Genomic DNA, 24,368 nt, shown 5'->3' with positions numbered 1-24,368 from the left:
TGATCGCCGTGATCAGCACCTTCTGGCATCTGCCGGACCGAGATCCCCGCCAAAAATCTTGGCGTCATAGGTTACGTCCTTGGCCGCGATGACCTTGCGAACCTCCAGGAGGTCGAACTTGTCCTTGGGCGCTTCCTTGCCCTGCACGACGAGGATGTCCTTAAAGCACTGGTGGTCATCGGCACGATAGGTGGTCGGACCGTTGCCGAGACCATCGAAATCGAACCCTTCCAGGGCCGTGATGACCTCGGGAGCGTAAAAGGTGCCGGCGCGCTCGCAGGCATCGGCATAGAGCAGGGCCTGGACATAGCAGGTATGGGCCGCCTGGGATGGCGGCGTGCCATATTCCTTGCCGAAGGACTGGGTAAAGGCTTTCGTGCCGGCATCGGAAAGTTTCCAATCCCAGTTGGCGGTGCCGTAAATGCCTTTGATCGCTTCGCCAGCGCCCTGCGCCATCAGTTCGGAAAACAGCGGTACGACAATCTCGAACGACTTGCCATTGACCTGCTTGTCGCGCAGTCCGAACTGCACGGCCTGGGTCAGCGAGTTGATCATGTCCTTGCCATAGTGATTGAGGATCAGCACGTCGGCACCGGAATTGAGGACCGGGGTGATATACTGCGAATAATCACCGATGCCGAGCGGCGTGCGTACGGCCTTCACCGTCTGCCAGCCCAGCTTTTCGGTAGCGGCCTTCATCGATTCTTCCTGCGTCCAGCCCCAGGTGTAATCGGCCGTCAGGTGATAGGCCTTGCGGTCGGATCCGTAGGCTTCGCCGATCACCGGGCCAAGGCCGATGCCGGACATGTAGGCATTGAAGAAGTGGCGAAAACCGTAGCGCTTCTTGTCCTTGCCGGTCGTGTCGTTGGAATGGGTGAGCCCGGTCATGAAGATGACACCGAGATCCTGGCAGAGGCTCTGCACCGCGACGGCTTCGGCCGAGGACGAACCGCCGGTAATGACAACGGCGCCGTCCTTTTCCACCATGCGCTTGGCGCTGTCGCGAGCAGCATCCGCCTTGGTCTGGGTATCACCGGACACGAATGCGACCTTCTTGCCGAGAATGCCGCTGCCCTTCAGCGCCTTGGAGGAGAAGGTCGACAGCATACCGCCATCCCCCTCGCCGTTCAGGTGCTTGACGGCGAGTTTGTAAGCCTTGAGTTCGTCCTGACCTTCATCGGCATAGGGGCCTGAGAGCGGAACATTGAAGCCGAAGGTGACGGTATTACCGGTCGGCATGTTGCAGGACATCTTGTCCTGAGCATAGGCTCCGCGCACGAAATGAAACGGCGCCGACAATGCCAGGCCCGAAAGGGCCCCGGTGCGCAACAGACTGCGACGCGTCGTAACGAAACTGGACATGTGACTCCTCCCAAAGTCGGTGAAAGCGTGCACCCCTCCTCAAGGGCGCAGGGGAAAGGCTACCCTCAACCCCGAAATAGCCAATCCAACATTGGTCTTACGACTAACGTCTAGGCAGCAAGGACAGCGATCTCGCGACCCTAAGCTGCTGACAAGTGCTCGGTTATGGGACGCCGAAATTCAGGCTCGGGCAAGCCACGCTCCCTAGGTTCCGGCACAATTGGGTTGAGGTCAGAAGCGCTGTTGCACGTCGCCATTTGCGCCGATGCCAAACCGAAACCTAGGAATACGCGCATTTTTCATCTGTTTTCGATCCAGCTCCGGGACCTTTTCATATGACCTCGATCGTTTCCAATCTGAGCCCGAGCCAGATCCGATCCCTTTCGACGGCATCGGTGGCTGCCTGGTCGACGGAAGATGTGGCATCGTTGTCGACCGGCCAGATCGGCGCCTTGTCCTCGGCGCAGATTGCTGCGCTGGATAAGGAAGACGTCGAAATTCTCGCTTCCCAGCAGCTGCGCGCGATCTCCCAATCAGCGATCGTCGGACTGTCGCTGGATCAGCTGACTGTCCTTGCCCCCAATGCGATCGAAAGCCTGACCTCGGCCCAGGTCGCTGCGATGACGGCGACGCAGATCGGCGGATTTTCGACCTTGCAGGCCGAAGCGCTGACGGAATCGCAGGTCGCCGCCCTCACCTCGGCGCAACTCGCCGCTCTTGGCCCCGAAGAGCTTGCCACTTTCTCGACAGCGGATATCGCCTCGATTGGCAGCCGGGCAATCACCGGCCTGACCACGGAAACACTGGCTTCGCTGTCGACCGCCCAGATCGCCGCCTTCAACGCCAAGTCCGTCGGCAGCCTCACGACGGCCCAGATGGCGGCTCTGACCGTCGCGCAGGTCGAAGCGCTTTCCGCGACCCAGGCGAAAGAATTGACGGCAGCGCAACTTGGGGCGCTCGGCACCGCCGGTCTTTCCACGTTCTCCAGCGAAGAGATCGCCGCCCTCAACGCAAACGCCATTGCCGGGATGGACCCTGCGCTTCTGGCCGATCTCGGTTCTGACCGGATCGCCGCCCTGACGACGGGGCAGATCAGTGCGATCAAGGCGACGCAGATCGCCGCATTGGGACCGGGTTTCGTCGTCGCCTTGTCGACCGGGCAGGTCGCAGCACTTGCCACCGGCGCCACCGCGACGCTGACGACCGGGCAGATCGCGGCCATGAGCACGGCCCAGATCGAGGCGCTCTCGGTGACCCAGGTCAAGTCGCTGAATTCGGCGCAGATCGCGGCCATTGATGCCGATGGCCTGGCCACGTTTTCGACGGCGGAGATCGCAGCTCTGACGAGCCGGGCAATCCCCGGCCTTTCCGAGGATGCCATCTCGAAGTTGACGCCCGAACAGATTGCCGCCTTGAGCACAGGCGCGATCGTCGGCCTGTCGACGGCACAGATTCAGGCCATGTCGGTGAAGCAGATCGAAGCCCTGACGGTTCAACAGGTGAAAGTGCTCACCGCCGCGCAGCTTGCCGTTCTGGATGGCGACCGCCTGGCGACATTCACGAACGCGGAAATTGCCGCCATTTCCAGCAGGGCGATCGCGGGACTGACGACGTCGGCCATGGCCGGACTGTCGCTTACGCAGATCGCATCGATCGGCACGAGCAGTATCGCAGGACTGAGCGCGCTGCAGATTGCCGCCCTGACGACCGCCCAGGCCGATGCGCTGACGGCAGCACAGATCCGGGCGCTCAATGCCGGTCAAATCGGCTCAATGACCAGCGAACAGGTCGCCACGCTCTCGCCTGAAAAGATTGCTGCGATCACCCCCAAGTCCCTCTCGGGTCTTGGAACGGGGGCCATCGCGTCCTTGTCCACCGCTCAGGTGGCCGCACTCACCGGTTCGCAGGCGGGCGCGCTCAGCGTCCTGCAGATCACGACATTGTCGACAACGCAGGTCGACGCGCTGACAGCCACGCATTTCGCGGCAATGAAAGGCGCGCAGATCGCCGCGCTCGGCACCGACGATCTTGCCACGCTCACCGACGCCGAATTGGCGGCCATTCCAGCCAAATCTCTTGCCGGCCTGACCACCGATTCGATCCCCAACCTCACGACCGCACAGATTGCCGCACTGACGACGGCACAGATTTCGGCGCTTAAACCCGCGCACTTCGCCGCGTTTACGGTCGATCAGGCGGAAGCGATGACGCCCGTCCAGGTAAAGGCCCTGACATCGGCCCAGCTGGCCGCGTTCGGCGCGGACGACATTGCCGCCTTTTCCACCGACGACATCGCCGCCATCACAAACCGGTCCATGCCGGGATTGACCGCTGCAGCCTTGGCCGCCCTTTCTTCGGTCCAGGTCGCAGCGCTGCATTCCAGCGCCATCATGGCGCTCAACACCAGTCAGATCGGCGCCATCGACACGGCCTTCGTATCTGCTCTTTCGCCGACCCAGATCGCTGCCCTGAGCACGACCGCGATCGCGCGGCTGTCCACCGACCTTATCGACGTCATGAATACCGCGCAGATCGAAGCGCTGTCGCCCGCCCAGATCAGGGTCATGACCTCTGATCAGCTATCGGTGCTCGACAGCAACGACCTTGCAACATTTTCGACCCTCGACATCGCGGCCCTGACTTCCGGTGCCATTGCCGGCCTCAGCCCCGAGATTTTTGCCGGCCTGTCGACCGCGCAGATCGCCGCACTGAGCGTTGGAGCGATCACTGGCCTGACGTCGGATCAGGTCGCGGCGCTCGGTACCGCCCAGGTGGATGCGTTCACCATCAATCAGATCAAGGCGCTGACCGCGACCCAGGCCATGGGTCTTGGTGCCGACGACATGGCGACGTTCTCTACGACCGAAATCGCGGCCTTGAGCAAGAATGCCGCTGCAGGCCTTGGCGAGCGCGCTTTCGAGGCGCTGTCTTCCGGCCAGATCGCGGCCCTGAGCACCGAGGCCGTGGCCGGCCTTACGACGCATCAGATTGACAGGCTGTCTTCCGCTCAGCTTTCGGCTCTCTCTTCGGCCCAGATCAGGGTGCTGACCTCTACCCAGCTTTCGGCACTCGAACCCGACGACATCGCGGCATTCTCGACCGCCGGGATCGCTGCCCTTACCAACAGGGCGATCGGGGGCCTGAGCCCGGCTGTCATTGCTGCACTGTCGACGGCGCAGGTTGCCGCACTGAACACGATTGCCATTACCGGCCTAACGACGGCACAGGTCGATGCGCTTTCCGGGCGCCAGGTCGACGCGCTGTCGGCCGCGCAGATCAAGGCCTTCAACGGAATACAGGTGGCGGCCCTCGGCGACGATATCGAACGCCTGTCATCCGCGCAGATCGCAGCGCTCAGCCCCGCCGGACTGTCGGGCCTTGGCAGCGAACAGATCGCGGCCCTGACCACGGGCCAGATCGCAGCCCTGACAACGGCACAGATCGCCGCCCTCAATTCCCGCCAGATTGCGGCACTGGAAACCGCCGACCTTGCCGCCTTTACGACGGCGCAGATTGCAGCCATCAGCACAGGCGGCATTCTCGGGCTTTCCGGCCAGCAGATCGATTCGCTGGGAACCGACCAGATTTCTGCCCTGACAACGCGCCAGATGAACGCGCTGAAGTCCGCACAGATCGGTGCCCTTGGAACCGATGATATCGCGGCCCTTTCCACCGCGCAGATAGCCTCCCTGAGTTCGTCGGGCATCAACGGCCTCAGCTCGCAGCAGATTGCCAGCCTGAACACGGCCCAGGCCGAGGCATTGACGAGCGCGCAGGTCGCAGCACTTACGTCCCGGCAGCTTGCCGTTCTGGGGCCTGACGAAATCGCCCAGTTCTCGAGCAGGGACATCGCCGCGATTACGCCCGGCGTGCTTGCCGGCCTGCCAACGGAAACCATCGCTGCTTTGTCGACCGGGCAGATCGCCGCGCTCAGCACCACGGGTATTACCGGCCTGACTGCGAAGCAGATGGCCGCGATGACCCCCGCCCAGGTGGAGGCGCTGACGAGTGCACAAATCGCTGCGCTCAATTCGGCGCAGCTTGCGGCTCTGGATGCGGACGATCTTGCGACTTTCACGACGCGGGAAATGGCGGCGATCAGCCCCTCCGCGATTTCGGGCCTATCCACGGATACGCTTGCCCTGCTGACGACGGGCCAGATCGCCGCGCTGAGCCCGGCTGGGATCACCGGCCTGACGACGCGACAGATTGCAGCCCTCGGCACCGATCAGGCCGAGGCGCTGACGACCGCGCAGATCGCCGCCTTTAACGCCGGGCAGATCGCCGCCTTCGGCACCGACGATCTCGCTACATTCTCGACGCGGGAAATCGCCGCCATCACTGCCGGCGCGATTGGCGGTTTAAGCGCGGAAACCCTGGCATCGCTGTCGACCTTTCAGATTGCTGCCCTGAGCACAGCCGGCACAGCCGCGCTTGGCACCGACCGTATCGCCGCACTTGGCAGCGATCAGTTGAAAGCGTTGACGACGGCACAGCTGGGCGCCTTGACGTCGCGCCAGGTCGCAGCGCTACGCGCCGACGACATGGCGATCCTGTCGACGGCGCAGATCGCGGCGCTCGGCACCGGTGGCATTGCCGGCCTGACGACAGCCCAGCTTGCGGCGTTCAGCACCGATCAGGCGGAAGCGCTGACCAGCGCGCAGGTCGCCGCACTCGGCTCGAAGCAGCTCGCGGCCTTGGGTGCCGACGATCTTGCCCGATTCTCCGACGAAGACATGGCAGCGATCACGTCCGGCGCGCTTTCGGGTCTGTCGCCCGCCGTTCTTTCCTCCCTGTCGACCGATCAGATCGCGGCGCTTAGTGCCAGCGGCGTCACTGGGCTGACCAGCGAACTGATCACAGCGCTGACCAGCGGGCAGATCGAAGCCCTGACGACAGCGCAGATCCATGCACTGGATTCAAAACAGGTCTCGGCTCTCGGCGCCGACCGCATCGCCTTGCTCTCTACAGCCCAGATTGCCGCTCTTGCCGCCGGCGGCATTGCCGGCCTGTCGAGCGCGCAGGTCGCCGCCCTCAGCACCAGCCAGGTCGAGGCTTTGGCCAGCGCCCAGATCGCTGCCCTGCAATCGTCGCAGATGGGCGGCCTGAAACCGGGCGCAATTGACACGTTTACGCCCGGCGAAATCGGCGCCATCACATCCGGTGCGATCGCGGGTCTCCCGACGGCGACCATCGCTGCGCTGTCCACGGCCCAGATCGCCGCGCTGAGCGCCACCGCCATTGCGGGTCTGACGACAGCGCAGATCGAGGCATTGAACAGCCAGCAGATTGAAGCGCTGACCACGAGCCAGATCGGCGCGCTGACGGCGCGCCAGGTCGCCGCATTCGGCACTGACGACCTGGCGGCGCTCTCGACCGCACAGGTGGCAGCCCTTGGTACGGCCGCCGTCGGCGGCCTTTCCAGCACGCAGATTTCCTCCCTGAAGACCGAGCAGGTGGAAGCACTCAATGCCGCCCAGATCGGCGCCTTGTCGTCGCGTCAGCTTGCGGCACTGAGCGCGGACGCGATCGAGACGTTCACGACTGCCGAACTCGCCGCGATCAGCTCGATGGCGATTTCGGGCCTGTCCACCGGCGTGATCGCCGGCCTTTCTACCGCACATGTTGCTGCCTTAAGCGCTTCCGCGGTTTCGGCGCTCAGCACGGACCAGATCGTTGCCCTCAGCAGCCATCAGGTCGAAGCACTCAACGGCACACAGATCGGCGCGCTGAATTCGCGTCAGATCGCGGCCCTGGGCGCGGACGATCTTGCCACCTTCACGCCTGCTGAATTCGGCGCCATCGGGTCAAGCGCGATCGCCGGCCTCTCGACAAGCACGATCGCCGGGTTGACGAACAGTCAGATCACGGCGCTCAGCCCCGGCGGCATATCCGGCCTGACGACCGGCCAGATTGGCGCATTGAGCACGGACCAGGTCGAGGCACTGTCCACCGTCCAGATCGCGGCGCTCGGTTCGAAGCAACTGGCGGCGCTCGGGGCCGACGATATTGCCAGCTTGTCCCCGGCACAGGTGGTCGCGATCAGCCCCGCCGGCATGGCCGGCCTCGGCATGACGCAGACGACCGGACTGACGCTCGAACAGGTCAACGCGCTGTCGACCGCCCAGATTGCCAGCCTGACCTCGGACGCCCTGAGCGGCTTCAGCGCGGCGGCACTCGCCGTTCTGACCCCAGACAAACTGGCGGCCATCAGTTCCACCGGCATGAAGGGCCTGTCGACGGCCTTCCTTACAACCCTGTCGCCCGGCGCAATTGCGGCGCTCGGCACCGGCGGCATTGCAGGCCTGAGCAGCGACCAGATCAGCGCGCTGAGCAACGATCAGATCGACGCCTTGTCGCTTGCCCAGATTGCTGCACTCGGATCGTCCGGACTGGCTGGTCTCACGACATCGCAACTGACCACTTTCTCGACCGAAGAACTGGCAGCGATTAATACGGCCGCCATTCGCGGCCTTTCGACAGCCGTGGTTGCCGCGCTGAAGACCACCGACATTGCGGCGCTGAGTACCGGCCAGATGGCAGCGCTTGGTTACAATCAGGTGGCTGCGATGACGACAACCCAGCTCAGCTCGCTCACCATGGGTCAGGTCAGTGCGTTGACGGCCATCCAGGCGGCGGCGCTGGGCGCCGACGACCTGGCAGCCTTCTCGCCGGAAAACATCATGTCGCTCAGTTCGACGGCGATCTCCGGTCTGAGCACAGCCGTGCTTTCAGCGTTGCCCGCGAGCCAGGCCCAGGCTTTCACCGCCGGCCAGATCGGTGCCATGACTTCCGCGCAGGTCGCCGCGTTGCAGAGAAACGATCTCGGTCGGATCTCGGTCTCCAGCCCTTCCACGTCCTCCGGGACGACCGGCGCTGCGGCCCTTACGGCGACCGAAAAGGCCTCGCCTGACGCCGCGCTGGACACGCCGGAGGCAACCGGCAGCGAGACGCTCCCAAGCTCTGACGGCCAGACCGACGACGTGGCGTCGATCATTTCGTCCTATCTGGCGGTCTGACGCGTCACATCGGCTGGATGATGTCTGCAACGGCTTGCCTTTGGCAAGCCGGCCCGGCTACAGCGTTTCAACCGATCGCATATGGTTGCAACGCCGGCCGTCAGGTCGCAGAATCATGAGACTTCGCTATTCATGACCGAGACCACTATCGCCCCGACACTGGCCGACATCATCGAGCTTGCGCGCGCCCAGAAAATGACGCTGGCCGATCTTTTCCGGGTTGCCGAAGGCCGCAGCGCCGCCGGCCACAAGGCGGAGGCGGCGGAAATCTACAAGGCCTGGATCGCTTTCAACGACGGCAATCCATTCGTGCATCTCGCCTGTTTCAATTACTCGGTCATCCTTCGCCAGCTTGGAGATGTTACTGGCGCAATCAACGCGCTTAAGAGTTGCGTTACGCTCGATGGACGTTTCGGCCCCGGCCACATCAACCTCGGGCGCGCCTATGAGGATGCGGGCCTCGCCGTGCAGGCCATCCAGCAATGGCGGCAGTTTATCGAACAGACGGCCGACAGCACGGCGGAGCGCGTCGCCTACCGCCTGATGGCGCTGCAGCATGTGGGCCGGGTGATGGAAAACGCCAACCTGCTGGAGGATGCGGAACAGACGCTGTGGCAGGCGATCGAACTTCGCCCCGACAAGACCGAGGCCGGGCAGCACTGGACCGCTCTCAGACAGCGGCAATGCAAGTGGCCCATCATCGTCTCGTCGGACCATGTCACCAAGCGGCAACTGCTCGATGCGATGTCACCGCTGGCGCTCGGCTGTTATTCCGACGACCCGATGTTTCAACTCGCCAAGGCCTACCGCTACAACAAATCGCTGGTCGGTCGACCGGATATCAGTGCATTCCCGCGCAAGACGGTCAAACAGAAGAGCGGTACCGGCCAACGCCTGCGCGTCGGCTACGTATCCTCGGACCTGCGTGACCATGCTGTCGGTTTCGCCTTGCGCGAAGTACTGGAGCTTCACGACAAATCGAGCGTCGAGATCTATGCCTATTATTGCGGCGACCCGGTGCAGGGCGATGCCACGCAGACACGCATGAAGGCGGCGGTCGCATGCTGGCGGGAAATTGCCGCGCTTACCGACGAGGAGGCAGCGCGCCTGATCGCGGATGACGACATCGATATCCTCATCGACGTGAATGGCTACACGAAACACGCCCGCACCAGGATCTTCGCCTACCGTCCCGCGCCGGTCATCGTCAATTTCTGCGGCTATCCGGGCTCGATGGGCAGCCCCTTCCATCAATACATGATCGCCGACCCTTTCATCATTCGGCCGCAGGACGAGATCTATTACTCCGAAAAGGTCCTGCGGATTGCGTGCAACCAGCCGCTGGACCGCAAGCGCGAGATCGCCTCGGGGGTTTCGCGCGCCGATGTCGGCCTGCCGCAGGATGCGTTCGTCTATGCCTGCTTCAACGGCATGCAGAAGATCACCGCCGAAGTCTTTGCCCGCTGGATGACGATCCTGAATGCCACGCCGGGCAGCCTGTTATGGCTGCTTTCCGGTGAAGACGAGGTCAACAGGCGTCTTTTGGCAGAAGCGGAGAAGGCCGGCATAGACCCCGCACGCATCGTCTTTGCTCCGAAGGCCCCGAACCCGAAACATCTGGCCCGGATCGGACTGGCTGACCTTTTCCTCGATACGTTCCCCTATGGCGCCCATTCGACGGCAGCCGATGCCATAACGTCTGGCCTGCCGATCCTGACCATGCCGGGTAAGAGCTTCGCCGCCCGTTTCTGCGGCAGCATCGTCAGCGCGGCGGGCATAGCCGAAATGGTCTGTGCCACGCCGGAAGCGTATGTCGCGCGTGCCATCGGGTATTTCGCCGACCGTGCCGCGCTGGCCAGGGTAAGGGCATCGCTGCAGCAGCAGCGTGACACCAGCGTCCTGCGCGATATTCCGGCCCTGGCTCGCCGCCTGGAGGCGCTATTCTGGCAGATGCAGGCAGAGGCGGAACGCGGCGAAACGCCGGTACCCGACCTTCGCAATCTCGACGTCTATTACGAAATCGGCGCCGAACTGACGCAGCATGGCGATGCGTTCGAGGACGAAGGCCGCCACGCGGAGCGCTACCGACAGGCCCTGATCGAGTGGGACGCCTTCTCACACCTGCCGAACGACACGCGCCTTTGGCCAGGTGCGCCCGGTTGAGCGATCAGGCTCACGCACGGCGGCGGACGCGGGCCTCGACCGGGCCGGTCCTTTGTCCTTAGCGAACGGCTTTCAGAATTGCGGCCTTCAAGGTCGCCTCGTCGTACGGCTTGCCCAAAAGCACCGCGCCCGGAACATCGTCGGGGACGGAGGCGTCACCGGTCGCGTAGACCACGGCGATATCAGGCCACAGGCCTCGCGCCTTGCCGGCAAGCTCGTGCCCGTTCATGTCGGGCAGACCAAGATCGGTGACGATGAGATCGATGCCGCCGCGCTCGAGCATCGCGATCGCTTCGCAGGCGGTGCCGGCATCAAGAACCCGATGTCCGAGATCAGCCAGCATTTCCGCCGTATTGACGCGGATCAGCGCGTCGTCCTCCACGACCAGGATCGTAAGCGGCAGGACGGCCGGTGCGTTATCGACAGCGGATGCGGTTATCGCCGGCACTTTCGGTGCCGACGCCAGTTGCTGCTGCTTCTGGTTGGTGATCAGATGGCGCAGGCGGCGAGCGAGCGCCTCTCGCGTGTAAGGTTTCGACAAGAGCTCGACGCCGGCGTCTAGCTTGCCGCCATGCACGATCGAATTTTCCGTGTAGCCCGATGTAAACAGAACAACGAGATTGGGAAGCCGCTCCTTGGCCCGCCGCGCCATTTCACGGCTCTTGAGCGGCCCTGGCATGACAACATCGGTAAATATGACATCGATGGGAATGCCGCTTTCCACCACCGTCAGGCCGGCCTGCGCGTCGCGCGCGGTGAGGACCCGGTAGCCGAGATCGGCCAGCGTCTCGACCACGGTGGCACGAACTTCGTCGTCGTCCTCTACGACGAGCACCGTTTCGGTGCCGCCGACGATCGGGCCGTTGTGAACGACGATCTCGCGATCCTCGTCGGCGAGCGCCCGCGGCAGGTAGACGCGCACCGTGGTGCCATGCCCGACCTCGCTGTAGATCTTGACGTGGCCGCCGGACTGCTTGACGAACCCGTAGACCATGGAAAGGCCAAGGCCCGTCCCCTTGCCTTCCGGCTTGGTCGAGAAGAACGGTTCGAAAACCTTTTCAATGATTCCGTCCGACATGCCCGAGCCCGTATCAGAGACGGCGATCATGACATACTGGCCCGGCTCGACCTCCGCATGCGAGCGCGCGTAATCCTGATCGAGAGAGGCATTACCGACTTCGATCGTCAGCTTGCCGGACCCGTCCATCGCGTCGCGTGCATTGATGGCCAGATTGAGGACCGCATTTTCGACCTGGGTCGGATCGGCAAAGGTGTTCCACAGCCCGCCGGCGGCAATGACCTCGACCTCGACGGATTCGCCGATCGAGCGACGCAGCAGGTCTTCCATCCCGTTGAGGAAGCGGCCGATATTGATGACCTTGGGTTCCAGCGCCTGCCGGCGACCGAAGGCGAGAAGCTGGCTTGCGAGCTTGGCGCCGCGGCTGACGCCGGCCATGGCGTTCGAAACGCGCCGCTCGGCCCGCTCGTTGCCCGCCACATCCTTGGCCAGGAGCTGCAGATTGCCTGCGACAACCTGCAGGAGGTTGTTGAAATCATGGGCCACTCCACCGGTCAGTTGGCCAATGGTTTCCATTTTCTGAGCCTGTTGCAGCGCCTTCTGCGACACGATCAATTCCTGGGTGCGCTCCTCGATCTTCTCCTCGAGCGTGGCATTGAGGGAGGCAAGCGCCTCTTCATTGCGCTTGGAATGCTCGATATCCGTATTCGTGCCGATCCAGCGCTGAATGATGCCGCGTGGGTCGCGCACCGGCACGGCGCGCACGACGTGCCAGCGAAAGGTCCCGTCCTTGCGCAGAATGCGATATTCGGTCTGCAGAATCTGACCGCTGGTCAGTGCCACCTGCCAGGCGGTCAAGGCTTGGGGAAGATCGTCGGGATGCACGAACGGACGAATGCTGTTCGTAAATGACCCCGGCTCGACGCCGAGATATTCATAGACGCGATCGTTGAACCAGATTGCCTCGCCATCCGGCTTGGCGATCCAGATATGATTGAGAACCGATTGCGACAACGTGCGGAATTCCGCCTCGCTGGCGCGCAAGGCATTTTCCGCCTGTTTCTTTTCGCTTCTGTCGGAAAACAGGACTGCAACATGGCCGGATTCCGGCCCATCGACCGGGAAGGCCTGGACGTCATAATATTTGCCCAGCGCTTCCGCCACGTTTTCGAACGTGATCTTCTCCTGATTGCGCGCTACCCGACCATAGGTATCGAACCAGTGCTGCTCATGATTTGGCGCGATATCGCGCATGCGGCGACCGGCGGCGTTGAGGATGCCCGTCTGCCGTTCGAACGACGAATTGACCTCGAGGAAGATATAGTCGACAGGCGTGCCATCTTCGTCCCAGATCATCTTGATGACACAGAAACCGTCATCCAGCGCCTGGAACAGCAAACGATAGCGCTCGTCGTACTTGGCGGCGGCCCGTTCGGCGCGACGCCTGGCGGTAATATCGAACAGCATGCCCGGAAAACGGATTGCCTTGCCCTGTTCGTTGACAATCAAACGGCCGCGGGCCGCAACGTCGCGGATCGATCCATCGGCATGGTGCACGCGGTATTCACTGAGAAAGGCTTCCCCTGTCGCGATCGTATGGGCAATATCGGCGGAGACGCGATCCCGGTCTGCGGCATCGATGTTGAACACAAAGGCGTGAAGCGGAAGCCCGGCTGCCGCAGCCTGCGGATCGACCCCGAATGTCTCCGCAAAACGCCGGTCGGCGACAACGCTGTCATTTTGCAGGTTCCAGTCCCAGGACCCGATGACGTCGGTATTGGCCAGCGTCAGTTCAAGCTGTTCCTGCATGGCGAGCCGATCAGCGGCCCGAAGGGTGATGACCGTCGCTCCGTTGGGGGCGGGGACTTCGGTGGCGATCAGCCTGACGATCCGTCCGTCCGCGGCGATGAACGTCCGCTCGGAACTGCTGCGAAGCTCGTCATAGCGTTTGCCGAGCACATCCGCATCCGTATAGCCGAGAAGACGCCGCGCGCCGTCCGACCATCCGGTGATGATATTGTCGCCATCGATAAAGACAAGCGGCGGAGAATTCAGAGTATCCATGGAACGGAAAACTTGACACCAATGCGTAAAATAGCTTGGCGCTCATAACATCCGCAGGTCTGGCGTACAACAGCATAGCCGGTCAGACCGTGTGACGGTCGGGAAACGCCGAAAAGGCCGATCAGATTTCGTCCGGAACGCTATTGTCTGCCGCTATCTTCTCGGCCACGTCTCTTGCCTGTACCCGAATGTCGGGAACCGCAGTGATTTCCCAGAACTGTCCAGCAGTCAGCGCTCCGACCGCAAACAGACCGTGCTGAACCCTACCGTCGGCGTCTCGAACCTGGGACGCCGCATCGACGGCAATACCGAGACCAAGCGGATCCGGCCGCAGGAGCCCATCCTGCTGCATGGACACAAGAAGCGGAGAATGTTTCAGTCCGGCCCGCTCCATGCCGGTACAGTTGACCACACGGTCGGCCACGATTTCCTCCACCCGGGCGCTGCCGCGCCTTCGGAAGGAAATCCGGACGCGATCTCGATCCTCTTCCATTCTCTCGAGGAAACCGGCGTTCACGCTGACAGTCGCCTTCGTCAGAGCCTCGAAGCGCTGGCGTACCGGTGGCGCCAGGCGGTGGCGGTGGATATTCCACCAGGCCAATCCATGACGCAGGAAACGCGACCGCTGATCCTGACTAAGGGATTGCCACAACGCCTGGGTCTGCGGGCGCAGCCCATCCATGATGGCATGCCAGTCTGCTCCTGCCCTGACCTGCCTGCGCAACGCGGCAAGGATCGCGCTGATGGCGCGCTCCTGCGGCAGTTGCGGCGCAACCGGGTTCATGGGCTCCTCGGCATGCGAAAGAGGGACAAGCCCACGGCGGGACAGAACATGAATACGGCCCCGGTGGCCCCGCTCGCGCAAGGCAAGGACCTGGTCGATCATGGTCAGGCCCGAACCGAGAATGCAGACGTCGTCATTGGGCTTGACGTCCGACAGCCAGCTTAGGCGCCAGGGGTTTTCAACAATGCGATTACCGGCTTGCCCGCTACGAACCGGCACTTCGGCATTACCAAGGCCAAGGCAAAGAATGACCGAGGCTGCATCAAGCCTGGCGCCGGTTGTCAGCTCGAAGGAATGGCCACGGCCGGATCGAGGTACACAGCGCGTTGCCTTCGCCCGGATGAAATCCAGTTGCAAGCCTTGCCGTCGCTCCCGCAACAGGGCCGCAAATCTGTCACGCAGATAAAGCCCGTAATCGCCGCGCGATGCAAAGACCTGAGCGTCGGCGGTGCGTCCGTTTGCAGCAAGCCATTGTCGAAAATCGTCGGGCTCGTCGCAGAAGACGCTCATGCGCGCGGCGGGGACGTTCAGGCGGTGAAGATGGAATTCGGTACGGTAGGCGGTGCCGCGTCCAAAACCGGCATCATCGCCGACAACCGCTATGGATGCACCGTCGGGCATCGCCTTTAAAAGATTGATCGTGGCGGCGATCGCCGAAAAACCGGATCCGACAACAACCACATCGTACAGCATCGGGTCTCCATCATCTGCATCGCCCAGCGCTCCATCGGACCGAAGCAGCGTCAGGGAGAAGCATAGAACCCCTTGCCGAAGCTTCAAGGTCAGCACCCGACCGTGATGGGGTCAGTTGTCGTGCTCGTGATGCAACTTGCTGGGAACCGTCTCGTCTCTTTCGGCGCGGTCCCGGTGGAGCGCTGCGCGCGCCAGCAGCATCAGCGTCACCGGCGTCGTGATGGTCACGAAGATGCCGATCAGTATTTCGTGGACGACCAATCGCTGTGAAGAGAGGGTGAAATAGATCATCGACGCCAGCATGATGCCGCCGATCCCCCAGCTCGTGCCGAGGGTCGGGGCATGGATCCGTTCGTAGAAGGTCGGCATCCGCAAAAGGCCGATCGCTCCGATCAGCGTCAGCGACGCGCCCACGAGCAGAAAGAAGGCAACGGCGACGGCTCCCCAGAGCGGAATATCGACAACGAAACCCATTATTCGATCACCTCGCCGCGCATCAGGAATTTCGCCAGTGCGCATGTTGAGACGAAGCCCAACATGCCGATGACCAGCGCCGCCTCGAAATAGACGACGCGACCCGTGCCGATACCGAAGGTGACCAGCAGCAGCATGGCGCTCACATAAAGCGTATCAAGACCAATGATCCGATCCTGCGCCCGCGGACCGCGAAACGTCCGCAACGCCGCGATCGCCATGGCGGCCCCGATCATCAGTTGAGCCAATGATACGGCCGTGAAGATGATGATTGCGCTCATGCAAATATCTCCATCAGGAGCTTCTCGTAACGGTTTTTGACGAGATCGATCCATTCCGACTTATCGACCAGATCGAGGACATGGATGAGAACGGTTCGATCATGCTGGTCGTATTCCAGCCAGGCGGAGCCTGGCGTGCTGGTCAGGATGATCGCCAGTACCGCAAGCGCGGTTCGATCCTCGATTTCAAGCGGAATGACGAGAAATCCGGACTGACGTCCTTTTCTGCGGCCAAGCAGCAGGACCGCGGCCACGGCGATGTTCGAGCGAATGATGTCGAAGAACACGATGGCTACCAACTTCGGCAGAAGGTGCCATTTGCGGATTTTCGGTTTTTCCGGTCGCAGCGAAGCCATAGCCCAGGAGGAGAACGTGGCAACCAGCGCGCCCAGAACGAACTGGCCGGGCGTAAAACCGCTGAGCATGAGCCACATGAGCGTGAGCGAAACCGTAAGGAGCGGATAGGGCAGCATCAGTCGGCGCCCTCCCTCGTAAGGTTCGCCTGATCGTCGAAGTCCGGAACGACACTCGCCTTCCTGACCGCGTCAATATAGTTCGATGGATTGGCCAAGGTTCGGATTGTGGTGTCCATATACTGCATTGCCGGCCCGGCCTGAACCGTCAGAACCAGGGTCAGCCCGAGAAGAAACATGACCGGTACGATCTCGATCACAAGAACACGCGGCACGGTGCCTTCGATCGAACTCCAGAACGTCCGGATGCCGGCGCGCGTCATGGCGATCAGCGAGGCGACGCCCGAGAGGATGACCAGCGCAATCAGCGCCCAGACGGCTGCTGTCGGTGGAACGCCGATCGCGCCCGTCCCCATCATGGCGGAAAGCATGGCGAATTTGGCAACGAATCCGGAAAGCGGTGGCAGGCCGGCCAAAAGAATGCCGCAGGCCGCAAAGCAGGTCCCGAGAATGGCCATCGTGCCGGGCATGGTGACGCCATCACCTTCCTCCGGCGCATCCTCATCGGCATCGCCATAGGCTTCCATTGTCACGGCAAGAACGTTTGCGCCGGCATCCTGACCACGCTCGACGAGTTCGATCAGCATAAAGAAGGCGCCGATCGTCAGTGTGGAACTGACCAGATAGAGAAGCGCACCCGAGGAGACGCCCCCGTCATTGATGCCGAGAACCATCAGGAGCGTACCCGACGACACGAGAACCGAAAAGCCGCCGAGCCTCCCAAGCGCCTGCGAGGCCAGCACACCGATAATGCCGAAGAGAAGGGTCGCGATGCCGCCATAAAGCAGGACGAGCGAGCCGAAGCCCGCCGACGGCCCGTCCCCGAAGAGAAGCATGGTCAGCCGCAGGATGACATAGATCCCGAGCTTGCTCAAAACGGCGAAGACACCGGCGACCGGCGCGCAGGCGGCATTGTAGGCGGTCGGCAACCAGAAACAGAGCGGCCACATGCCGGCCTTGATAAGGAAGGCGATCCCGAGAACCCCGGCACCGGCTTCCATCAGCATGCGGCGATCCGGTTCGATATCGGGAATGCGCGCCGCGAGATCGGCCATGTTGAGCGTGCCGGTGGTGCCGTAGATGAGGCTGACGCCGATCAGAAACAGGAGTGCCGCGGCAAGGTTGATGGCGATGTAGTGCATGCCGGCCTTCACCCGAAGCGGACCGGACCCGTGCAGCAGCAAGCCGTAGGATGCTGCCAGCATCACCTCGAAAAATACGAAGAGATTGAAGAGATCGCCCGTCAGAAACGCGCCGTTCACTCCCGTCAGCAGCAGCTGGAACATCGTATGGTAATGCGCGCCGACCGTGTGCCAGCGAGCCAGCGAATAAACCAGCGCCGCAAGCCCGAGCAGGGAAGTCAGCAGCAGCATTAGGGCAGACAGGCCATCGAGAACGAGGACGATGCCGAACGGCGCCATCCAGTTTCCGAGGAGATAGACATGCTCGAAATCGTTGGGGCCGCTCTCGATGCGGAAGAGAACCCCGCAGACGACCACCAGCAGCAAAGCAGCGGCAAGACTGACGAGACCCTTCAGCATGCGGCTGCGTTCATCGATCAGAAGAAGGACAGCGGCGGTGGCCAGCGGCAGCAGCACGGGCGCGATGATGAGATGATGAGCCCAGCCGTTCACTTGCGGTCTCCCCTGCCATCGACATGATCGGTGCCGGTAAGCCCGCGCGAGGCCAGGAGCACGACGAGGAAGAGCGCAGTCGTTGCAAAGCCGATGACGATGGCCGTCAGCACCAATGCCTGCGGCACGGGATCGGCCAGCGCCGCCGTTGCCGCGTCATCGGTCAGCAGAGGCGGCACGTTGGTCTTCACACCGCCGACGCCGAATATGAACAGGTTGACGGCGTAAGACAGCATCGAAAGTCCAACGATCACCTGATAGGTGCGCGGCCGCAGAAGCAGCCAAACGCCGCACGTGGTCATGACGCCGATCGCGGCGGACAGGATGATTTCCATCAGGCATCCCCTCCCCTGGCCTTGTCGGTCTCGATCACCCGCAGGCGATTGATACGGATGGACTGGTGCGCCAGCGCGACGAGGATCAGCACCGTCGATCCGACCACCAGCAGGAAGACGCCAAGGTCGAACAGCAGAGCCGTCGCGGCCGGCATTTTTCCGATCACCGGCAGTTCGATATAGCGCGAATGCGACGTGAGGAACGGATAGCCGAGGAACCACGCACCGATGCCGGTCAGGGTCGCGGTGAGAATACCGGCTCCCATCCAGCGAAGCGGCAGGATGCGGATACGGTCTTCAGCCCAACGGGTGCCGCCGGCCAGGTATTGCAAGAGGAAGGCGATTGACAAGGTAAGGCCTGCCGAAAAACCGCCACCCGGCAGATCATGCCCCCGCATGAAAATATAGACCGCAAAGGTGATGAGGACCGGGAACATCCACTGCATGATCACCGATGGAATAAGCAGATATTCCCGCGCCGTATCGCCTTCGGAACGCTCGGGGCGTTCCTCATCGAAACGGTTCTGGATCAGCTGCTGTTCGGGCATGCTCATGCTGTCGGCCGCCGGGCGGAAACGCCGGAGCAGCGCATAAACGGTCAGCGCAACGATGCCGAGAACGGCGATCTCGCCGAGCGTATCGAAGCCGCGGAAATCGACCAGGATGACGTTGACGACATTACGGCCCCCACCCTGGCTGTAAGCGTTTTCGAGGAAATAGGTCGCGATCGCATCCGGCACCGGCATGGTCATGACCGCATAGGAAACGAAAGTCATGCCGACGCCGCAAACAATGGCGAGCGCCAGGTCGCGGAAGCGTCGGAAACGGGCGCGAAGCGTGATCGCATCGTCGACCCCCTCGTTTCGCTTGGGCAACCAGCGCAGACCGAGCAGGATGAGAACGGTCGTGACGATCTCCACCAAAAGCTGCGTGACGGCAAGGTCCGGTGCAGACAGCCAGACGAAGGTGATGCAGACGGTCAGGCCGACCCCGCCGACCATGACCAGCGCCGCCAATCGATGATATTTGGCCATGAAAGCCGTGCCGACCGCCAGGCATAGGCCAATGACCCAGACGACCGCGAACATCGGATCGACGCCGGAAAAGAGGAAGGGACGTGGCTCGAAACCGGAGAGAACGAGGGGCAGCATGCCGGCGAAGAAGCCGGTAAACACCACCCAGCGGAGCTGCGGCTGCAGCTTGCGCGTTCCGAGCCTCTGTTCGGCCAGTCGCGCCCAGCGCCATGATACCTCGACCAGAACGCGCTCGAAGATGCGCTGTCCGCGTAGACGCCTGAACACCGGCGGCCCATCGGCGCAGGATGCCAGGTAGCGACGCAGGAGCACATACATTGCCGCTCCGCCGGCCAGCGCAACCATGCTCATGACCAGTGGCAGGCTAAAACCGTGCCATATCGACAGGCTGTATTCCGGTGTCCGGTCACCCAGCACGCTGGTGACCGCCACATGCAGGAAGGGTCCGATCGAGAGCGACGGCACGATGCCGACGATCAGGCATATGACGACCAGGATCTCGATGGGAAACCGCATCCAGCGCGGCGCTTCATGCGGCGCGGGCTTGGGCAGGTCAACCGGCGGCTTGCCGAAGAACACCGTATGAATGAATCGCAGCGAATAGGCGACGCTGAATGCGCCCGCCAGCGTTGCAATATAGGGCAGCGCCCGGTCGAGGATGGAATCGGCATGCGTTTCCACCGCCTCGGCAAAAAACATTTCCTTGGAAAGAAAACCGTTCAAAAGCGGCACACCGGCCATTGCCGCACTGGCCACCATGGCGAGGGTACCGGTGATTGGCAGGAATGTATAAAGCCCGCTCAATCGCCGCATGTCGCGCGTGCCGGTCTCGTGGTCTATGATGCCTGCTGCCATGAACAGCGATGCCTTGAACGTGGCATGGTTGACCATGTGAAAAATGGCAGCGACCGTCGCCAGCGGGCTGCCCAGGCTGAGAAGCGTCGTGATCAGACCGAGGTGGCTGATCGTGGAATAGGCCAGCAGCCCTTTCAGGTCCTGCTGGAACATGGCGAAATAGGCGCCGAGCAACAGCGTGATGACCCCGGCTGCCCCGACAAGTGCGAACCATTCGTAGCTGCCCGCAAGGGCCGGCCAAAAGCGGGCGAGCAAGAAGACGCCCGCCTTCACCATCGTGGCGGAATGAAGGAAGGCCGAAACCGGCGTCGGTGCGGACATCGCGTTCGGCAGCCAGAAATGGAACGGGAACTGCGCGCTCTTTGTCAATGCGCCAAGCAGGATGAAGATCAGCGCCATCAGATAGAGCGGATGGCTGCGGATGATGTCGCCCGAAACCAGGATCTTGTCGATATCATAGCTGCCGACGATGTTGCCCAGCAACAGGACGCCGATCAGAAGACAGAAACCGCCAATGCCGGTAATCGTCAGCGACATACGGGCGCCGTCACGGGCCGCCGCGTTATTGTGCCAGTAGCTGATGAGCAGGAAGGAGAAAATGCTCGTCAGCTCCCAAAAGACCGACAGCAGAATGACATTGCCCGAGATGACGATTCCGAGCATCGCCCCCATGAAGGCAAGAAGGAAGGAGAAGAACCGCGGAACCGGGTCGTCTTCGGACATATAGTATCGCGCATAGACGACGACGAGGAAACCGATGCCGCTGATCATTACGCAGAACAGCCAGGCGAACCCGTCCATCCGCAGCGCGAAATCCAGACCGAATTGAGGAAGCCACTGCAACTTGGCGCGAAGGACCTGACCGTAGGCGATCGCCGGGTAGGCTGAAATCGACGCCGCCAGACATCCAAGGGCGGCGACGCCGGCAATCAGCGAGGGCAGGCTGCGAGATGAACTGTTCAGCAGCACTGCGCATAACAGACTTCCAACGAAGGGGAGCATGAGCAGAAGGGCAAGGATATATGGTCCCGACGTTACCCCAATGTCCGTTCCCCTTTGTCTGCGGCAATTTCGACCAATTGTATGGAAGACCACCGATGCGGCACTGGTCGACGAATCGAAAATGCCATATATGAAAGATATCGACCAATATGGGCAGCTTTAGGCGATGGGTCAAGGCGATCACGGTAGGATATTAACGTCGGCACTCTGTCGTGCCGCGCGCGGTTTTCTCGACTGGACGCAGACGGATCTCGCGGAGCGGTCGGGCGTATCCCGTAGCACCATTCGCGACTACGAAGGCGATCGGCATGATGTGCATCGCGCAACGGAAGCACAGTTGCGTCAGGCCTTCGAGAGTGCCGGTCTGGTGTTCGTTCGAATGGGCGGCGACAGTTACGGCGTATGTTCAAGGTCATCCGCCAACGCCATTCGTTCATAACGACGACATGTTCGATCATTCATCTGCTTGGTCCGTTGCTACGGCCCCAGCCCTAGGTGCTGGATCATACTCGTAAGCGCCTTGGCGGACGCTCTATTGCGTAACCGCCGCGACGGCAGCTCAGCCGACACCAGTCATGCTCCGTCGTCCGCCATCCCTTCTTCACTTTTTCGTTGAGTTCGGCTCCGCATGGGTCGATTGTGCCGAAACACATTAGCGGAGGTGAAGAATGTCGATGATCGAGAAATGCGGACTTCGGATCGACGCTGGTCTCATGGCCTTTCTCACCGCCGAAGCGCTGCCCGGCACAGGACTGGACGAAGACCGTTTCTTTCAAGGCTTCGCAAGCCTGATCGAGGACCTGTCGCCAAGGAATGCCTCGCTTCTGGCGCAGCGCGATACTCTTCAGGCACAGCTCGACGACTGGTATCGTAAGAACGGTGCGCCGACCGACATGGCCGCCTACGAACGCTTTTTGCGCGACATTGGTTATCTGCTGCCGGAGGGGCCCGATTTCACCGTATCGACCGAAAATGTCGACCCGGAGATCGCAGTCATAGCCGGACCCCAGCTCGTCGTTCCGGTCACGAATGCGCGCTACGCTCTGAACGCCGCGAACGCCCGGTGGGGTTCGCTTTACGATGCGCTTTACGGCACCGATGCGATCCCGGAGGCGGATGGCGCTGAGAGGCGGCAGGACTACAATCCCGCTCGCGGTGCGAAAGTAATCGCCTGGGCGCGCGATTTTCTGGACCGTAGCGTGCCATTGTTCGGCGCCAGCTGGGCTGACGCGGCCTCATTTCAAATTAACGAGGCGGCGTTCGTGGTGAGGCTAACCGGAGGTAACGCGACAACGCTGATCGATCCGTTCCAATTTGCAGGCTATCTCGGCGATGAGGCTACACCCACGCAGCTGCTTTTTAAAAGACACGGTCTTCACATCGAGATCGTTCTGGACCCCAGCACGGCGATCGGCGGCGGCGATCCGGCCCATATTTCCGATATCCGGGTCGAAGCGGCGATTACTACGATCATGGATTGCGAGGATTCCGTTGCCGCTGTCGATGCGCATGACAAGGTTGTCGTCTATCGCAACTGGCTCGGACTGATGAAGGGCGACCTGACCGAGGAGGTTTCCAAGCAGGGTCGGTCTTTCGTGCGGCAGCTCAACTGCGACCGCACGTATCGCGCGCCGGACGGTTCAGCCCTGCAGCTGCGCGCGCGGTCGCTGATGCTGGTGCGCAATGTCGGCCACCTGATGACCAACCCGGCCATTGTCGACCGCAATGGCGAGCCGATTCCCGAAGGCATCATGGATGCCGTGATCACCGCTCTGATCGCGCTGCACGACATTGGTCCCAACGGACGGCGGCAGAACTCGCCGGCCGGTTCGCTCTATATCGTCAAGCCCAAGATGCACGGCCCCGAAGAGGTGGCCTTCGCCTGCGACATCTTCAGACGGGTCGAGGCGGTGCTTGGAATGGCGCCGGCGACCATCAAGATGGGCATCATGGACGAGGAACGGCGTACGACGGTCAACCTGAAGGAAGCAATTCGCGCGGCAAAAGACCGCGTCGTGTTCATCAATACGGGCTTTCTGGACAGAACCGGGGACGAAATCCATACATCCATGGAGGCCGGTCCGATGATCCGGAAGGGCGACATGAAACAGGCGCCTTGGATCGCCGCCTACGAGAACTGGAATGTCGATATCGGCCTCGCCTGTGGCCTGAGCGGCCGCGCACAGATCGGCAAGGGCATGTGGGCGATGCCGGACTTGATGGCCGCCATGCTCGAGCAGAAGATCGCTCATCCCTTAGCCGGAGCTACTACGGCCTGGGTCCCCTCACCGACAGCCGCAACCCTCCATGCCACGCACTATCACCTGGTCGATGTCGAACAGGTCCAGAAAGGGCTACGGGGTCGGAGGCGTGCAGCCTTGTCCGATATCCTGTCGGTACCGGTCTCCTCGCGTCCGAACTGGTCGGCAGAGGAAATACAGCACGAACTCGACAACAATGCGCAGGGCATTCTGGGTTATGTGGTCCGCTGGATCGATCGGGGCGTAGGCTGTTCGAAAGTGCCCGATATCGAAAATATCGGCCTGATGGAAGATCGCGCGACATTGCGCATTTCCGCCCAGCATATCGCCAACTGGCTGCATCATGGGGTGCTTTCGCGGGAGCAGGTTCTGGAAACGATGGAGCGAATGGCGGCAGTCGTTGACCGGCAGAACGCTACCGATCCGGCTTATCGCCCGATGACGGCTAATCTCGGAAAATCAGCGGCTTTTCGAGCCGCGCTCGACCTGGTGCTCGATGGCCGTGAACAGCCGAACGGCTATACCGAACCCGTTCTGCATCGCTGGCGGATGAAGGCGAAGACGATGGGATCAGCCGTCGAGGTGGACCGCAACTGACACAATGGCAGTTTCGCTCCGTCACTTTTTGCGGGACGGCTCGCACGTCCTTTGCGGGCGAACCGCATGCACGCCAACAGCATTGTGCGGAGCGTTGATCGGCATTGGTGGCCAGTCGCCCCGTCTAGGAAACATGTTTGCCGCCGCCTCGCCCTTTTCCGCCTCAGGAAGCGGCGTTGTTGGCTTTGCGGCTTTTTGGCTGCGGGATGGGTTTGTTCATGTGTGTGGATGTTTTTGGTTGCGGGGGCAGGATTTGAACCTGCGGCCTTCAGGTTATGAGCCTGACGAGCTACCGGGCTGCTCCACCCCGCGTCACCAA

Annotated in this window: 13 protein-coding genes and 1 tRNA gene; 4 read left to right on the top strand and 10 right to left on the bottom strand. The window is 61.9% G+C overall.

The window, feature by feature from the left end; genetic code table 11:
* Positions 1-12: 12 nt before the first annotated feature.
* Entirely contained in the window at positions 13-1,362 is a 1,350-nt protein-coding gene (locus ACQKKX_RS10495; protein ID WP_427570640.1) for a substrate-binding protein, read from the bottom strand.
* Between the two features lie 335 nt (positions 1,363-1,697).
* On the opposite strand from ACQKKX_RS10495, the gene ACQKKX_RS10490 reads away from it, so the two are divergent.
* Both ACQKKX_RS10490 and ACQKKX_RS10485 read left to right on the top strand, forming a co-directional pair.
* Positions 1,698-8,381, top strand: a complete 6,684-nt coding sequence (locus ACQKKX_RS10490) for a beta strand repeat-containing protein (RefSeq protein WP_427570639.1) — start codon at positions 1,698-1,700, stop codon at positions 8,379-8,381.
* A gap of 132 nt (positions 8,382-8,513) precedes the next feature.
* Complete coding sequence (locus tag ACQKKX_RS10485) at positions 8,514-10,544, top strand: glycosyl transferase (protein WP_427570638.1); 2,031 nt, start codon at positions 8,514-8,516, stop codon at positions 10,542-10,544.
* Between the two features lie 58 nt (positions 10,545-10,602).
* Here ACQKKX_RS10485 and ACQKKX_RS10480 read toward each other — a convergent pair whose 3' ends face one another.
* The 8 genes from ACQKKX_RS10480 to ACQKKX_RS10445 form a co-directional block, all read right to left on the bottom strand.
* Entirely contained in the window at positions 10,603-13,626 is a 3,024-nt protein-coding gene (locus ACQKKX_RS10480) for a PAS domain-containing protein (protein WP_427570637.1), read from the bottom strand.
* Between the two features lie 121 nt (positions 13,627-13,747).
* Positions 13,748-15,103 (bottom strand): FAD/NAD(P)-binding protein, encoded by a 1,356-nt coding sequence (locus ACQKKX_RS10475; protein WP_427570636.1) that lies wholly within the window; start codon positions 15,101-15,103, stop codon positions 13,748-13,750.
* Positions 15,104-15,214: 111 nt separating this feature from the next.
* Positions 15,215-15,577 carry a monovalent cation/H(+) antiporter subunit G gene (gene mnhG / locus ACQKKX_RS10470; protein WP_427570635.1) on the bottom strand — a complete coding sequence of 121 codons (363 nt, stop codon included), beginning with the start codon at positions 15,575-15,577 and terminating at the stop codon, positions 15,215-15,217.
* Entirely contained in the window at positions 15,577-15,858 is a 282-nt protein-coding gene (locus tag ACQKKX_RS10465; RefSeq protein ID WP_427570634.1) for a K+/H+ antiporter subunit F, read from the bottom strand. The genes mnhG and ACQKKX_RS10465 overlap by 1 nt, the downstream gene beginning before the upstream one ends.
* Positions 15,855-16,331 (bottom strand): Na+/H+ antiporter subunit E, encoded by a 477-nt coding sequence (locus tag ACQKKX_RS10460; RefSeq protein WP_427570633.1) that lies wholly within the window; start codon positions 16,329-16,331, stop codon positions 15,855-15,857. The genes ACQKKX_RS10465 and ACQKKX_RS10460 overlap by 4 nt, the downstream gene beginning before the upstream one ends.
* Positions 16,331-17,965: a monovalent cation/H+ antiporter subunit D gene (locus ACQKKX_RS10455; protein WP_427570632.1), complete on the bottom strand. Its 1,635-nt coding sequence runs from the start codon at positions 17,963-17,965 to the stop codon at positions 16,331-16,333. The genes ACQKKX_RS10460 and ACQKKX_RS10455 overlap by 1 nt, the downstream gene beginning before the upstream one ends.
* Positions 17,962-18,300: a Na+/H+ antiporter subunit C gene (locus ACQKKX_RS10450; RefSeq protein WP_427570631.1), complete on the bottom strand. Its 339-nt coding sequence runs from the start codon at positions 18,298-18,300 to the stop codon at positions 17,962-17,964. Before ACQKKX_RS10450 ends, ACQKKX_RS10455 begins: the two co-directional genes overlap by 4 nt.
* Entirely contained in the window at positions 18,300-21,209 is a 2,910-nt protein-coding gene (locus ACQKKX_RS10445; RefSeq protein ID WP_427570889.1) for a monovalent cation/H+ antiporter subunit A, read from the bottom strand. The genes ACQKKX_RS10450 and ACQKKX_RS10445 overlap by 1 nt, the downstream gene beginning before the upstream one ends.
* Before the next feature lie 148 nt (positions 21,210-21,357).
* Here ACQKKX_RS10445 and ACQKKX_RS10440 point away from each other — a divergent pair, with 148 nt between their 5' ends.
* Together ACQKKX_RS10440 and ACQKKX_RS10435 are read left to right on the top strand one after the other, a co-directional pair.
* On the top strand, positions 21,358-21,630 hold the full coding sequence (locus tag ACQKKX_RS10440; protein WP_427570630.1) for a helix-turn-helix transcriptional regulator: 273 nt from the start codon (positions 21,358-21,360) through the stop codon (positions 21,628-21,630).
* Positions 21,631-21,859: 229 nt separating this feature from the next.
* Positions 21,860-24,049, top strand: a complete 2,190-nt coding sequence (locus ACQKKX_RS10435; RefSeq protein WP_427570629.1) for a malate synthase G — start codon at positions 21,860-21,862, stop codon at positions 24,047-24,049.
* A gap of 235 nt (positions 24,050-24,284) precedes the next feature.
* Here the strand turns inward: ACQKKX_RS10435 and ACQKKX_RS10430 are convergent.
* Positions 24,285-24,361: transfer RNA gene (locus tag ACQKKX_RS10430), tRNA-Met, on the bottom strand.
* Positions 24,362-24,368: the final 7 nt, after the last annotated feature.

It is taken from the genome of Neorhizobium sp. NPDC001467 (assembly GCF_050275975.1).
GTDB lineage: Bacteria > Pseudomonadota > Alphaproteobacteria > Rhizobiales > Rhizobiaceae > Neorhizobium.
This window is presented reverse-complemented; position numbering and strand designations above follow the sequence as displayed.

Excerpts from the sequence above, each read along its gene's own strand:
- ACQKKX_RS10485 (WP_427570638.1), top strand. The coding sequence starts at position 8,514 with ATGACCGAGACCACTATCGCCCCGACACTGGCCGACATCATCGAGCTT.
- ACQKKX_RS10495 (WP_427570640.1), bottom strand. The coding sequence starts at position 1,362 with ATGTCCAGTTTCGTTACGACGCGTCGCAGTCTGTTGCGCACCGGGGCC.
- ACQKKX_RS10440 (WP_427570630.1), top strand. The coding sequence starts at position 21,358 with ATGGGTCAAGGCGATCACGGTAGGATATTAACGTCGGCACTCTGTCGT.
- ACQKKX_RS10435 (WP_427570629.1), top strand. The coding sequence starts at position 21,860 with ATGTCGATGATCGAGAAATGCGGACTTCGGATCGACGCTGGTCTCATG.
- ACQKKX_RS10450 (WP_427570631.1), bottom strand. The coding sequence starts at position 18,300 with ATGGAAATCATCCTGTCCGCCGCGATCGGCGTCATGACCACGTGCGGC.
- ACQKKX_RS10490 (WP_427570639.1), top strand. The coding sequence starts at position 1,698 with ATGACCTCGATCGTTTCCAATCTGAGCCCGAGCCAGATCCGATCCCTT.
- ACQKKX_RS10480 (WP_427570637.1), bottom strand. The coding sequence starts at position 13,626 with ATGGATACTCTGAATTCTCCGCCGCTTGTCTTTATCGATGGCGACAAT.
- ACQKKX_RS10465 (WP_427570634.1), bottom strand. The coding sequence starts at position 15,858 with ATGAGCGCAATCATCATCTTCACGGCCGTATCATTGGCTCAACTGATG.
- ACQKKX_RS10460 (WP_427570633.1), bottom strand. The coding sequence starts at position 16,331 with ATGCTGCCCTATCCGCTCCTTACGGTTTCGCTCACGCTCATGTGGCTC.
- mnhG (WP_427570635.1), bottom strand. The coding sequence starts at position 15,577 with ATGGGTTTCGTTGTCGATATTCCGCTCTGGGGAGCCGTCGCCGTTGCC.
- ACQKKX_RS10475 (WP_427570636.1), bottom strand. The coding sequence starts at position 15,103 with ATGCTGTACGATGTGGTTGTTGTCGGATCCGGTTTTTCGGCGATCGCC.